The organism is Sediminibacterium sp. (assembly GCF_019264485.1).
GTDB lineage: Bacteria > Bacteroidota > Bacteroidia > Chitinophagales > Chitinophagaceae > Sediminibacterium.
On the sequence record NZ_JAHVAA010000011.1, the window covers coordinates 113,786 to 127,520 of the forward strand.

The 13,735-nt window shown below is 37.4% G+C and carries 15 protein-coding genes and 1 tRNA gene; 11 read left to right on the forward strand and 5 right to left on the reverse strand.

The features are described 5' to 3' along the window. The first annotated feature begins 170 nt into the window (after positions 1-170). The gene (locus KXJ59_RS06720; protein WP_295202375.1) at positions 171-827 is read left to right on the forward strand and encodes a hypothetical protein; all 657 of its coding nucleotides are present in this window, start codon (positions 171-173) and stop codon (positions 825-827) included. 60 nt (positions 828-887) lie between these two features. Here the strand turns inward: KXJ59_RS06720 and KXJ59_RS06725 are convergent, their stop codons facing one another. After that, positions 888-1,664 (reverse strand): enoyl-CoA hydratase-related protein, encoded by a 777-nt coding sequence (locus KXJ59_RS06725; RefSeq protein ID WP_295202376.1) that lies wholly within the window; start codon positions 1,662-1,664, stop codon positions 888-890. 56 nt (positions 1,665-1,720) lie between these two features. Here KXJ59_RS06725 and KXJ59_RS06730 point away from each other — a divergent pair, with 56 nt between their 5' ends. Beyond that, positions 1,721-2,323 carry a trimeric intracellular cation channel family protein gene (locus KXJ59_RS06730; RefSeq protein WP_295202377.1) on the forward strand — a complete coding sequence of 201 codons (603 nt, stop codon included), beginning with the start codon at positions 1,721-1,723 and terminating at the stop codon, positions 2,321-2,323. 16 nt (positions 2,324-2,339) lie between these two features. On the opposite strand, the gene KXJ59_RS06735 is transcribed toward KXJ59_RS06730, so the two are convergent. The 3 genes from KXJ59_RS06735 to gltX all read right to left on the reverse strand — a co-directional run bounded on the left by KXJ59_RS06735 (position 2,340) and on the right by gltX (position 5,978). After that, on the reverse strand, positions 2,340-2,756 hold the full coding sequence (locus KXJ59_RS06735; protein ID WP_295202378.1) for a cobalamin B12-binding domain-containing protein: 417 nt from the start codon (positions 2,754-2,756) through the stop codon (positions 2,340-2,342). 30 nt (positions 2,757-2,786) lie between these two features. After that, positions 2,787-4,328 carry a glycosyltransferase family 39 protein gene (locus KXJ59_RS06740; RefSeq protein WP_295202379.1) on the reverse strand — a complete coding sequence of 514 codons (1,542 nt, stop codon included), beginning with the start codon at positions 4,326-4,328 and terminating at the stop codon, positions 2,787-2,789. A gap of 117 nt (positions 4,329-4,445) precedes the next feature. Continuing rightward, the gene (gene gltX, locus KXJ59_RS06745) at positions 4,446-5,978 is read right to left on the reverse strand and encodes a glutamate--tRNA ligase (RefSeq protein WP_295202380.1); all 1,533 of its coding nucleotides are present in this window, start codon (positions 5,976-5,978) and stop codon (positions 4,446-4,448) included. Between the two features lie 200 nt (positions 5,979-6,178). Between gltX and KXJ59_RS06750 the strand changes: the two genes are divergently transcribed. From KXJ59_RS06750 to KXJ59_RS06770, 5 genes are all read left to right on the forward strand, one after another. After that, positions 6,179-6,790, forward strand: coding sequence for a polysaccharide deacetylase family protein (locus KXJ59_RS06750; protein WP_295202381.1), 612 nt, complete (start codon positions 6,179-6,181; stop codon positions 6,788-6,790). A 227-nt stretch (positions 6,791-7,017) separates the two neighbouring features. Further along, positions 7,018-7,785: a TatD family hydrolase gene (locus tag KXJ59_RS06755; protein WP_295202382.1), complete on the forward strand. Its 768-nt coding sequence runs from the start codon at positions 7,018-7,020 to the stop codon at positions 7,783-7,785. Between the two features lie 37 nt (positions 7,786-7,822). Continuing rightward, positions 7,823-7,909, forward strand: a tRNA-Ser gene (locus KXJ59_RS06760). Positions 7,910-8,127: 218 nt separating this feature from the next. After that, complete coding sequence (locus tag KXJ59_RS06765; RefSeq protein WP_295202384.1) at positions 8,128-9,369, forward strand: site-specific integrase; 1,242 nt, start codon at positions 8,128-8,130, stop codon at positions 9,367-9,369. Between the two features lie 44 nt (positions 9,370-9,413). Further along, positions 9,414-9,902 carry a hypothetical protein gene (locus tag KXJ59_RS06770; protein WP_295202386.1) on the forward strand — a complete coding sequence of 163 codons (489 nt, stop codon included), beginning with the start codon at positions 9,414-9,416 and terminating at the stop codon, positions 9,900-9,902. Between the two features lie 5 nt (positions 9,903-9,907). Here KXJ59_RS06770 and KXJ59_RS06775 read toward each other — a convergent pair whose 3' ends face one another. Beyond that, on the reverse strand, positions 9,908-11,047 hold the full coding sequence (locus KXJ59_RS06775; protein ID WP_295202387.1) for a PD-(D/E)XK nuclease family protein: 1,140 nt from the start codon (positions 11,045-11,047) through the stop codon (positions 9,908-9,910). A 261-nt stretch (positions 11,048-11,308) separates the two neighbouring features. Here KXJ59_RS06775 and KXJ59_RS06780 point away from each other — a divergent pair, with 261 nt between their 5' ends. From KXJ59_RS06780 to KXJ59_RS15990, 4 genes are all read left to right on the forward strand, one after another. After that, entirely contained in the window at positions 11,309-11,557 is a 249-nt protein-coding gene (locus KXJ59_RS06780; RefSeq protein WP_295202389.1) for a helix-turn-helix domain-containing protein, read from the forward strand. Beyond that, positions 11,554-12,390, forward strand: a complete 837-nt coding sequence (locus KXJ59_RS06785) for a helix-turn-helix domain-containing protein (protein ID WP_295202391.1) — start codon at positions 11,554-11,556, stop codon at positions 12,388-12,390. The genes KXJ59_RS06780 and KXJ59_RS06785 overlap by 4 nt, the downstream gene beginning before the upstream one ends. A 642-nt stretch (positions 12,391-13,032) precedes the next feature. Beyond that, on the forward strand, positions 13,033-13,326 hold the full coding sequence (locus tag KXJ59_RS06790) for a nucleotidyltransferase family protein (protein ID WP_295202393.1): 294 nt from the start codon (positions 13,033-13,035) through the stop codon (positions 13,324-13,326). Positions 13,327-13,383: 57 nt separating this feature from the next. Then, positions 13,384-13,671, forward strand: coding sequence for a HepT-like ribonuclease domain-containing protein (locus KXJ59_RS15990; RefSeq protein WP_363265931.1), 288 nt, complete (start codon positions 13,384-13,386; stop codon positions 13,669-13,671). The last annotated feature ends 64 nt before the right edge of the window (positions 13,672-13,735 follow it).

A 13,735-nucleotide genomic window follows, 5' to 3' on the forward strand; every position in this document is an offset into this window, starting at 1 on the left:
CTCGCGGGGTTCTTATTTTTTGTTGGGTATTTATCTGTTTTTAACAATAGCTACGATTCATCGTGTTAGCTCTATAAGTCAGCGAAAAAATCAGTGTTTTCACCCATTTTTATATTAAAACAAACGCCTATTCTTGTGTCAATTAATGAGTTCATTTTAATACATGTTTTATGAGAAAAGTACTGAGTCTTGGTATATGCATATTGATTATGGGAACAGGTGTTCTTTATGCACAGGAAAAAAGAATATCCATTGAAGCAAACTATGGGTTTCAGCGTAATTTTTTTGTAGATGATTATGATGAGTCCCCAAACTCTTTTTCAGACATTAATTTTTACAATAAATCAGTTATTGGTGCAATTGGTGGGCTTGAAATAAAATACCGTATTGGTAAACGAAATAAACTTGGACTTGGTTATGCCAGTTCATCAAACAGCCGGGTACTTTCTTATTCAGGCGTGGTAAATGGGGTTGGGATCGGAATTCTTGATTTTCCCATCACACATAAAAACCAATTTTATCAGGTGAATTATGAATTTGGTATAGGAGGTTCTAAGTCAAACTTTTCTGTAGAAGCAGGATTCTTTTACTTAAGATCTTTTCAGCAAGAGGTAGAAATATCTTCCTTTCGGAGAACTGTCCTGTTTGAAGAACGTAATTTCAAAAATAGCAGGTTAGAAGAAGGTGGTGCTTTTATCGGATTTTCCTATATGGCGAAGATTGATACAAGATTTCGTCTGGGTATCAGAAGCAGGTTCTATTACCTCATATCTACAAATAGCCCGGAAGCCCTTACAGTAACACCAACACTGTCATATAATTTTTAATGAACAGTGTTGGTGTTATGTATTTCCAAAATTAAACAGGGTGGACTTGTATTGGGAGAATTAGTTTCCCTTAAATATTGCTTTTCTTTTTTCCAGAAAGGCGCTTGTTCCTTCTTTCATATCAGCCGTTGCAAAACAATCACCAAAAGCATTCACCTCAACAGTAAAACCATCTCTGGTTTCATCAAATACGGCATTGGCACTTTCAATGCATTTGGCAACAGCTATGGGTGCTTTGGTATTAATCAGTTCCAGTATGGCAATTGCTTTTTTTATGAGTTCATCCTGTGGTACCACATAATTTACCAGACCCAGTTGAAGGGCTATATTGGCATCAATCATACCGGCACTCATCAGTAACTCTAAAGCACGGCCTTTGCCAATTAATTGAACAAGTCGCTGTGTACCACCATAACCGGGTATCAGCCCAAGATTTACTTCAGGCTGACCAAATTTCGCATTTTCAGCAGCCAGTCTGAAATGGCAACTCATGGCCAGCTCACAACCGCCGCCGAGTGCAAAACCATTTACACAGGCAACAACAGGTTTGGGAGAGCGTTCAATCTTAAAGAAAATATCCTGCCCTCTTTTAGCCAGTGCCTTACCTTCTTCCACAGAAGCTCCACTGAATTCGCTGATATCGGCACCAGCTACAAATGCCTTTGGTCCGGCGCCGGTAATGATGACAGATTTAATTTCATCATTTCGGTACACTTCATCCATTACATTATCCAGGTCAGACATTACCTGTTGGTTCAGGGCATTGAGTTTATCGGGACGGTTAATGGTAATAGTGAAAATACCATTCTCCAAATGGGTGACTAATGTTTGATACATGGCAATCTATTTCTGCAAAAATACGGGAGCTGCCGTGTTCTTTTGTATTTTGTAATATGAATCTGATTGAAGTTATACTTTACACAGGTATTTTCGTTTTTGCTGCAACCGGTGCACTTAAGGCAAGGGCGCATCAAATGGATATTTTTGGTGCTGCTGTGGTAGCTTTTGCAACAGCATACGGCGGCGGAACTATTCGTGATCTGCTGATTGGTGTTCGCCCGGTGAACTGGGTAAACGATTATTTAGCATTGGCACTTGTGGTGTCTGCCGTATTAATCATCTCTTTATTAAAAACCAATCCTGCACGTTTCAGAAGAACTTTATTCTTTACTGATGCTATTGGTTTGGGGATGTTTACCGCGGGAGGTATAGAGCGTAGTCTTTTGTTCGGAATCAATGAAGGTTATGCGGTTATCATGGGTGTAATGTCTGCTACTTTTGGTGGCCTGATTGCAGATATTATCTGCGGAGAGGTTCCCAACCTGCTGAAAAAAGGAGAACTGTATGCAACGGCCTGTGCAATTGGAGGTATTATCTATATCCTGTTAAAAAAAATCGGACTGGAGTATAATCTTGGTTTATTTATTTGTGTAGTCATCATTGTAGGAATACGTATTCTCTCGAAACGTAAGCGACTTCAGTTGCCTGAGATATGAGTTGATAATGACAGGGCTAAAAAGTTCTGTGGGTAGCTGTCCATTCAGCAATATAACCGGCTATTTCACTGGTAGCGGTACCGGGAGCAAACAGTTTTCCCACACCCATTTCATTCAATGTTTTCATATCGTCTTCCGGAATAATTCCTCCGCCCGTGAGTAATACGTCATTCATGCCTTTTTCTTTAAGCAATTGTACCACTTTGGGAAATACAGTCATGTGGGCACCACTTAATATGCTGATACCAATTGCGTCAACGTCTTCCTGTAAGGCTGCATTTACCACCATTTCAGGTGTCTGGCGAAGACCGGTATAAATTACTTCCATACCTGCATCACGTAATGCCGTTGCAATTACTTTAGCGCCGCGGTCATGACCATCCAAACCCACTTTAGCCACCAATACCCGAACAGGACGTTTTGAATTACTCATGCAATCGATTTAGGCTGTAAAAATAAGGAATCATTTTCGTTGAAAGCGCGCTTTCAATGCTGCCACGCCACGTTCCGTAATAGACCGCAAGGAGTCGTTTCCGTTTTCAAACAGTATAATTTTCATCCCGGTTTCGCGAAACAGCGGGTAATGAATGGAGTCTTTAATGGTTACTTTTTCAAATTGCTGAAAAACGATATCATCGGCATCCGGCATTCTTTTTCCAACCAGTATCAGGTGTTTGAAATCATATTTTTCGGGCATCCAGAAGAGAAAAGAAGCATTGTCGCTATATACTTCAGGCAAGCCCAGTTTTTTGGCATGGTAGTTTAAAGCACCAGCTGTGAAATAACCGCGACAGTATATCATTGTTTTTTGTTGCTGGCTATCGGGTAAACTTTTATATACAGCTGCCGTTTTTTCTGCAAGTTCACGCCAGCCAATCATGTCGGCAAAATCCTGTGGTAAGGGATGGTATTGTTGATCCTCCCATTTAAAACTTCCGGTTGTATTAATTTCTTTCTTTTTATACCAGTCGGCCAGTTCCTGTGGTTTCATTATGGGTAATAACAAAGGCATAATTAAAGAGCCGAATGCAACAGGTATCACTACAAAAACATAGCGAAGAAACTTTGCTTTTGTAGTGGTAATCTTCTCCAGGTAAAATGCACCAAAAGCAAAGAGAACAGGATAGGCTCCTGCGGCATAATAACTTTTGCCATTCATATAAGTAAGCAAAGCAATGACAAACAGGTAGGTAAACGCTACCGTGCGGTATGGCTTGCCTTCACTGGTAAATGCAGTGAAATACAAACCCGCCAGCCAGATAAAAACACATGGCAGAAACATCATCAACTGATCTTTGAGAAAATCAAGTGGATTATTAAACTGGAGTTGTTCCTCTTTCAATTCTTCCATATGCGCTATCAATGGAAAATTGTGATTGTATTGCCAAAGAATATTCGGCAACATAATGAGCAAAGCAACAGCAGCAGAGAGATAGAGATGTTTGTTCAGAAAAATCTTTCTGTCTTTTGTGAGCAATAAAGCTACCACGATGCTGGCAGTATAAAACGCTACAGAATATTTGCTTAACATACCCAGACCTACACTGATGCCAAACACATAGAGCCAACTATTTTTGGAAGTTTGTATATAACGGATGAGTGCATATACATTAAGTGTCCAGAAAAAAACATCCAGAAAATTCGGGTGGAAATAGTAAAACAACCGGATATAACCGGTAAATACAAATGGCAGAAAAGCAAGCAGAATAGCAAATGCACGCCCACCCAATGAAACGATAATCCTTCCCATCAATATAAATGTGCAGGAGCCGATCAATGCGGGCCAGAACTTCACCCAAAAAATGGAAGCGCCGAATGCATTGCTGATCCATGCCATGAACGACAACATAGGAGGTACTTCAAGAAATCCCCATGCAAGATGCCTGGCTTCGGCGAGATAGAGGTATTCATCGCGATGCAATTCATAAAAGGGGTGTACGAGAAAAAAAGGGAGAATAAAACGAATGAGGGCTAAAAGATAAATTAGTCTTAAAGGGGTATTCATGCAGGTTATTTGCAGAAAGATACAAATTCCTGTTAAAGCGAGAGGGTTGCCACTGAAGGCACAGAAATACACAGAATCATTCAGTGCCTTTCTGTGCCTTTAGCGGCAATAAATTATTTAAGAGGCCAGCAACGAAAGTGTATGCTTAATCCGCCCCACCGTATCTTCTTTTCCAATCAAAGCGGCAATATCAAAGACGCCGGGTCCGAATTTACCACCCACGAGCATAATACGGAAGGGTAACATCAATTCACCGGGTTTCAGCTGGTTGGCTGCTGCCAGCTCTTTAAATTCTTTTTCAAGGTCAGTGGCTTCCCATAATGTACTGAGTTCATAGGCGCGGATCAGTTCGGTAAAAAAGAGATTTTTCTTTTCATCCCATTTGGGTTTAATAGAATCTGTATCCACCTGAACAGGTGCTTCAAAAAAGAAAATACTTTGAGGTATGAAATCAGGCAATAAGGTACAACGCTCTTTTACAAGGTTGATTACTGTGTGTAATAATGTGGTATTGGTAACAGTAATATTTTTTTCGGTCAGTAAAGACTGAACAGCAGGTGCAAGTATTGAGGCCTCTGTCTTTTTGATCCACTCATGGTTATACCACCTGGCTTTTTCGTAATCAAATTTTGCCCCGCCTTTATGTACACGATCCATAGAGAATTTTTGGATCAGTTCATTCAATGTAAACAATTCCTGATCGGTACCATCGTTCCAGCCCAGCATAGCCAGCAGGTTTACAAATGCTTCAGGTAAAAAGCCTCTTTCTTTAAAGCCGATAGTAGTTTCATTGGTTTTCGGATCGGTCCAGTCCATGGCAAATACCGGGAATCCAAGTCTGTCACCATCACGTTTGCTGAGTTTGCCATTACCATCTGGTTTTAATATCAGTGGAAGGTGTGCCCATTGCGGCATGGCATTTTGCCAGCCCAGGTATTTCCATAATAATAAATGAACCGGTGCAGAGGGTAACCATTCTTCTCCGCGGAATGCGTGCGATATCTGCATCAGGTAATCATCTACTACCACTGCTAAATGATAGGTAGGCATTCCGTCGGCCTTCAATAATACTTTATCATCTACCTGTGAAGTGTGAAAAGATACTTCTCCACGAATCATATCAGTAAAACTTACTGTTTCATGCTCCGGCATTTTAATACGGATAACATAGGGTATACCTTCGCCGATGAGTTGCTTTACTTCATCATCACCCAGTGTGAGTGAATTCCGCATTTTTGTGCGGATATGCTGATTGTACTGAGGGGATGGATTTTCAGTGGTTTTAAAATCAACACGCATGGCTTCCAGATCGGCAGGGGTATCAAATGCATAATAGGCATACCCATCTTTCACAAGTTGCTCGGCATATTGCCTGTACATTGCTTTTCTTTCACTCTGTCTGTAAGGTGCAAAAGGTCCGCCATGTTTCGGACTTTCATCAGGTACCAATCCGCACCATTCCAGTGTCTGAAAAATATAGTCTTCTGCACCTGAAACAAAACGGGTCTGGTCAGTATCTTCAATCCTGAGAATAAAATCGCCGCCCTGCTGTTTGGCAAATAAATAATTGAATAAAACGGTTCTCACCCCACCTAAATGAAGTCCGCCGGTTGGAGAAGGGGCAAAACGTACACGTACTTTTCTGTTCATGCTGCAAAGATAGGGGCTGTAGACAGCAAGTACCAAGATAGAGGTATCAAGATAGAGGTATCAAGATACAGGTTCCAAGATAGGAGTACTGAGATACGGGGTTCAAGTGGCAAGCTTCAGGTTTCAGCTAAAGGGTGGAGGTAGTATTTGTCCGGCTCCAAACCTTGTAGCTTGCCACTTGAAGCTTGTATCTTCGTCATATGTATCTCACCAAAACACCCTGGTGGTTAAGGGCTTTGTATCCAACGCTGGTATGGCGTATGCCTGCACAGGGGAAAAAAATCTATCTCAGTTTCGATGATGGGCCGCATCCTGTTGCCACGCCTTTTGTGTTGGATACGTTGGCGGCATATAACGCCAAAGCAAGTTTTTTCTGTATCGGTAAAAATGTAGCAGCCGAACCTGCTATTTACCAGCGCATACTTGCCGAAGGACATGCAGTGGGTAATCATACCCATCAGCATTTAAATGGATGGAAAACTCCGGATGAAGATTACCTCGCAGATACAATGAAGGCAGCCGGCTATATTCAGACAGATTTATTCAGACCGCCTTATGGGAGGATCAAAAGATCGCAGGTAAAACAGTTGCAGGAAAAGGGGATGAAGATTATTATGTGGGATGTGCTGAGTGCTGATTTTGATATGAACCTTACACCTCAAGCCAGTTTATCTTATGTGTTGTATCATAGTGGGCCGGGGTCTATTGTTTTATTTCATGATAGTGAAAAAGCCTGGGACCGGATGTCGGTGGCATTACCGGCTGTTTTAAAACATTTTACCAGTGAAGGCTATGTTTTTGACCGGTTATAGTAAAAAAATAGCCAGAGTAGAAACTCTGGCTCTGCTTTTAATCCGTACCCTATGAAAACAATTTTCCCCGACTATGCGGGATGAATCTTTTGATCGCCTGTTGATCTTAATCCGGGTTCGTGGACTAATAACGAGCATTCATTTCGTTTTATTTTCCATCCATGAAAAAAAATGTAAATAAGCGGGTTTACTGATGCTGACTTAATATTTATCGGCAATTTTGCGCTATGATATTGATTGATACACACTGTCACCTCTATTCAACTGAATTTGGTACCGAAAACCAGGAAATTATTAATCGTGCCCGGGCGCTGGGCATCGAAAAGTTTTACCTGCCTGCTATTGACAGTGAAGTGATTGATGCCATGCTTTTTCTTGAAGCAGCCAATCCGGGTGTGTGTTTTGCCATGATGGGTTTGCATCCCTGCTCAGTGAATGAAAATGTGGAGAAGGAATTGGCGATTGTGCTGGAATGGTTGAATAAACGATCTTTTGTGGCAGTAGGGGAGATTGGGCTGGATTTTTACTGGGATAAAACTTTTGCCGCTCAGCAAAGAAATGCTTTTGCATTGCAGATGGAATGGGCCCTTGAGCGTCGAATGCCCATTGTAATTCATACCCGAAATGCCATGCAGGAAACCATTGATATGGTAAAACCTTATGCTGCGAAGGGGTTAAAAGGTATTTTTCATTGTTTCAGCGGGAGTTATGAGTCGGCAAAGCAGATTGTAGCAATGGATTTTTTGCTGGGCATAGGGGGTGTGTTAACGTATAAAAATGCGGGTCTGCCAGAAGCTTTGGATAAAATAGGCTTGGAGCATATGGTACTTGAAACCGACGCTCCATACCTGAGCCCGGTACCCTATCGGGGTAAGCGAAATGAAAGCAGTTATATGATAGAAGTGGCTAAAAAACTGGCTGAAGTAAAAAAGACCAGTATCGAAGAAATTGCAGCCATTACCACCGCAAATGCCCAAAAAATATTCGGAAACTGAGGGCCTAACCATTACTTTTGCAGTCCTTTAAAAATACAGAGAGGTGTCCGAGTGGTTGAAGGAGCACGCCTGGAAAGTGTGTATACGGGAAACCGTATCGAGGGTTCGAATCCCTTCCTCTCTGCAAAATATCTATCCGACGTTGTTCAAAACGTCCTCAAACCGTAATTCCTGCGGTTTTTTTTGTTTCAAATACTATCCAAAACCGTCCTTTTTATCCCAAAATTATCTGTCTAAATCGTTGTCTATCGATTATCAATCGTAGGGACTATGATTTACAAAAAAGTGCGCTTGGTTTTAAACATCTCAGCCCTTATCTTCTTTTACTCACAATTAGTAGCCATGAAAAAAAATGAATCCGCCAGTCGTAACACATTTAGTGTACTATTCTTTTTAAATAGGGTAAAACAAAATAATAATAAAGAACACCCTGTTTATTGCCGCCTAACAGTAAATGGAAAAATTCGTGAAATGTCCACCCAAATATGGATTGATGAAAAAATTTGGAACCCCAAAACACACAAAGTTCTTGGCAATAACGAAAGATCAAAAACATTTAATAATACTCTTGAAAGTATTAATAACAAACTACTCAATATCCGAAATGATCTGCAAAACAAGGGTAAATTAGTTACTGCTGAACTTGTTGTTAATCTATACAAGGGGAAAGGGGAAAAACAGAAAACACTTGTAGAAGTTCACGATTTCTATAATGAAAGTTATGTAAAACCATTAATTGACAAAAGTTACTCTGAGGGAACATACGAACGATATCTAACATCTCTATCGCATGTCAAAGACTTTTTAAAATATCAGGGTCTGCAATCTGATATGAGTTTATCAGAAATATCTTATTCATTTGCGACTACTTATGAATTATACTTAAAAACAGTTAGAAAGTGTGCAAACAATACAACAGTAAAATATGTTAAAAACCTGAAAACAATACTAAATTATGCGGTAGAAAGAGAATGGTTACAATACAATCCATTGTTGAGATATAAGGCGAAATTGGAACGTGTTGAAAGAGATTATCTTACCGAAGAAGAGATTCATTTAATTACTAGATTGAATATAGATATTTATCGAACCAATTGTGTAAGGGATGTTTTTCTTTTTTGTTGTTATACAGGATTATCTTATTCTGATGTTGCAAAATTGAAATCTGAAAATATCATTCGCCAAATTGATGGTCACCAGATAATAACTTTAAAAAGAACAAAAACAGGAGTAATTACAAAAGTGCCATTACTAGATCCCGCTATTGATATTCTATCAAAATATAAAAACAACGAAGAGTGTCTAGCTACCGGTAAATTACTACCTGTGAAAAGTAACCAGAAACATAATGCATATTTAAAAGAGATTGCCGACTTGTGTGGTATCAAAAAGGAGCTAACAACTCACATAGCTAGACATACATTTGCAACATTAATGTTAACCAAAGGAGTATCACTTGAAGCTGTATCTACTATGTTAGGCCACTCAAGTATAAAAACTACTCAGATATATGCTAAAATAATTACTGAAAAGTTGTCAAAAGAGATGAAAAAGGTCAATGCTGCTTTGTTAAAAGCAATCTGATATTGCTGAAATTTTAGTTTTTGATTTATAAAATGAGATTAATTATGGAGTCCAAATTAAACGATATAGAATATGGATTAAGAGGTAAAACTTTGTCTTACTCTGCACATATTGAAACCATGCTTTCTCAAATTATTATAATCGCCAATGGTGATAACGTTGCATGGGATGGACTTAACCTAAAAGATATAAAATTCAAAGACAAAGTAATAAAGGCAATTGAAGCAATTTCTATGATTGATGAAAGATTATATAATTCCAACAAGTTGATATTTGAGGAATTAAATCATTTTCAGTTTAGACACCGGATGGCTCATTGTCCGATAATTTGGGATTCTAAAGATCACTCTTATTTTACGATTTGGGAATTTCAAACTAAAGATAAAGATGCTGGTGCTCAACCAGTAATTTATACCTTAGATCAAGCAAATCAGGAAATACTAAGGCTCTCTGAACTTTGTGAAGTTCTTAAAAGTATTTTGGCAATCATACTTGATAATTTTCAAACGAAAACAGGATATTACATTATTTAAGATTTTTACTTAACAAGTAATTTCGGATATTTCTTTCTTACTGTGTACAATAAATCTAACTGCGATTGTAGAAATTTTTTCATAGCGGGCAAGCTATCATCGTCTGATGAAATAAAATCTGTTAGAAGTTTTGAAGATGAATAATAATAGTAAGTTCCGTCATCTTCAAAACTCCAATTTAATTCTTCTACGAGGGATTTATCTAATATTCTTGTTAATTCAGAATGCTGGGATTTTTTCATGGGGATTTCTAGTGAAATTCCAACACATGGTATTTTTAATTCTCCCCACCAAAAAAAACCTATTAATAAATAATAAGGAGAGTCATTATAATTCAGTTCTACAAAATTGATATAAATATTATTTGAAAGTCGTGTACTCCGACTTGAACTTTTTGAGTATCCCCCAAATTGTTTTTCAAACTCAGGTTTAAATTGTTCCAATAATTCATCCATCTTCGTCATAGTCTCCGCTATGGTTTGCATTGCTACCAAATCCTGGAGTGTAAAAGAGTTTAATTTTTCCATACCATGTTCTTTTAAAAAGTATTTAAGATGATTTGTTATTTGTAGATGCCTTTCATTAATAATTTCATATACGCTATACCAGCGGATCAAATGCAGATTGATTTTGTCATTATTCAGCTCTTTATGCTCATAATACTTTGTCAAGAAAACAATGTGCTTTTTCTTATCTTCTTTGTAACGGTTCAATATCTCAGCATAATCTAAAAGCTGATTTTCTCTTTCTGATGCTTCAACTTTACACTCAACCAAAATTGAAATATTTTGATAGTTGATTTCAACGTCAGGTCTTCCATAATCATCATATTCCAATTGTGTAGTAATGGATGGAATTTCTTTTTTGGGAATGTGCAGATTTAAACATGTAGTCATGAAATCTAGACGAAACATTTCGTCAGATTCAATACAGTAGGCAAATATTTCTGTAAGAAAATTCTCCAAAGGTGAATGATTTTCTCTCTGCCTATACGAAAACACTCTTGAAAAAATAGAATCTGTCAATTGTCGGGTTTTATCGGTGCTTCCTTTTCCGATATAAAAAAAATCTGCGTGGAAGCTACATCTACCTGTCTTCCACGCCCGACCAAGAGCGCATGCACAAAATAGAGAAGCCCCACGCATTGTGGAGGCATCCTCTTATTCTTGTGCTATAATTTACTTGGTCGGTTAGGAAGACAGAATAAGCGTCCGCAGAATTATATGTTTATGATTTAAGTTATTTCAATAGCCAATTTGATTTAATTGGTTTAAAAGTAAGATTTTTTTTCTCTCTGAATATCAATGCTTCTGTTAACGTTTGAAGTTCATATGTTTCACTTTGATTCAAATTGGGGTTGTTTTTAAACATTGAAACCCTTACGTTTTGGGGCAAAATTTACTATTATGAACATTACAGAAATTGCTACAAAAAGGGATATTGAAATCCTTCTCAAAGAAATTCGAGAGCTTAAAGTTTCATTTGAAACTTTGCCGGATGAAAAACAGTTTTTACGTACTGGAGAGGTAAAAAAATTACTTGGCATTTCAAACTCAACTATCCAACGTTTACGTATTAATGGGGTTATAACACCTTCCAAAATTGGTGGCACTTGGTACTACAAATTATCAGAAATCAAAAAACTAATCCCATGAAATCAAATATTTATGAAAAGAAAAGGGAGTATAATACCTTATTTTTCTTCCGTGAGATTTATGAAAATTCTGAATTAACAACTTGCGATATGTTTCTATTAATGTTTGTTGCAAGCTTAGATAAAAAAGATAAATGCTTTGCAAGTAATGCTTACTTAGCAAAAATGTTACACATGTCAACCGCTTCGGTTTCAAGAAGTATAAATAAGTTATGTCGAATGGGACTTATTATTGAGAATACAAATACAGGGCGATCAAATTTACGCAGGGTAAAGCCGACTCTTAAAGCGTATCAAACTGACTGCGCAGATAGTAAATCAGAAACGTCAATAGTAGAAACTACCTTAATCAATGATATTGATCAGGTTGGTACTAATGATATGCATATAAAAGAAGTTAAAAAGGAACTTAATAAAGTATCTATATTATCTGAGGAATATGAAATGGATTATTGTTCAAAAGTCTTTCTGTTTGAAATCCGTAATAAAGAGTCTATATATCTTGAGTGCAAAAAAATATTTGAAGCAAAATATCCTGTAGTATGGGATGTAAAAGAGATCGAAAGCTTGATTTTATTGTGTGAAACGATACGAAAGACGTATGAAAAACAAATTAATAAATGTGAAAATACTCGTGATAAGAAAGATCTTTATATTAAACTATTTGAATCGTTTCTTGAAAATATCCCTAACTGGATACATGATCTCCTGCCTTCAATATTTGTCAGATTTATAAAAAAAATCATTTCAAATACAAATTATAGAAAGCGAGTAGAAAGAATACTTAATAAGCATTTTAGGACTTCCTACATTAAGGAGGGTTCAGATTTTTAAATTAACAACCCAAGGCATTAAAATTATTAGATAATTAACTATTGTAAGTGTGCTTAACTTTTACTGCAAAGTAATTTTAAGAATTCGAGCCACAAAAGGTTAACAGAAGTATTTTTCAATTTTTTGTGTTTACTTAATTCTGCTCTCTTTTGTGCGATAGCTTTTCATTGAAAAAGGTAACCAGAGGTGTAGAAAATGTTTGTTTTCTGCACCTTTTACATTACTAGAACTTATTTCAAGTAAGTCATTTTTGCATTTAATACAAGAGTTCCTCGAATCGAGTCGCCTAAAACAAACTGTTTTCATGTTTTACATAACTACGATTACCACCCCCTGCTTTCATCTAAACTTTAAAATTTTGCCTTTCTTCAAATTTACCAATGACATATCCATGAATCCGCTGATCATGCCCTAAATCGTCTTAAAATGCCCAAAAACCATCTTTTTATCGTTACGATTACTCTGATACGATTTTGTATATTCATATCACGATTTCTTGTCTTATTCATTGTCCTAAAAAAACAAAAAAATCATAAATACTTGTAAATCAACTAATTATATACAAAATGTTCTCAAAATTCAAATCCCTTCCTCTCTGCAAAATTTATCCCGTTCAGCGGGATTTTGTATTTTTACCATTGCATGTACACTAAGGCCCAAATATTAAATATTCTTAAAACCCAAAAAGAAGAGTTGGAAAAACGCTATCCAATCTCAGAACTTGGTCTTTTTGGGTCTTATGCAAACGGCGATAATACAGAATATAGTGATATTGATATACTAGTTGATTTTAATAATCCGGTAGATGCCTATACATATATACGTCTTGCACATGAATTAGAAGATCGATTTATGGCTAAAATCGATTTGGTATCCCGTAAAGGCATAAAGCCTCATTATCTCCCTTATGTTGAAAAAAGCCTGATACATGTCTGAGCGTAGTACTCTGCTATTATTAGAAGACATATATGTTGCTATTCAGACCATATTTGAATTTACGAAGGATACAATTATGAAAAATTTGAATCTGATCTCAAAACGCGTCATGCTGTAGAAAGAAACTTTGAAATTATAGGAGAAGCTGTTTCTCGCATCCCTCAACATTTTAAGGACCGGAATCCTCAAATCGAGTGGCGTATCATTAAAGACTTTAGAAACTTTATCATTCATGATTATTTTGGAATCAATCACCAAATAATATGGAACACCATCGAATTTCGGCTACCTGAACTACTTCTGATGATTAAGGAGCTAAAAGCTGGAGAAGAGGGACTTCAATAGCCTTTTAACCCACCTTAATTTCTCCTTAACCCGCCCCAGGTAATATTCCCTTAACATTGGGGTA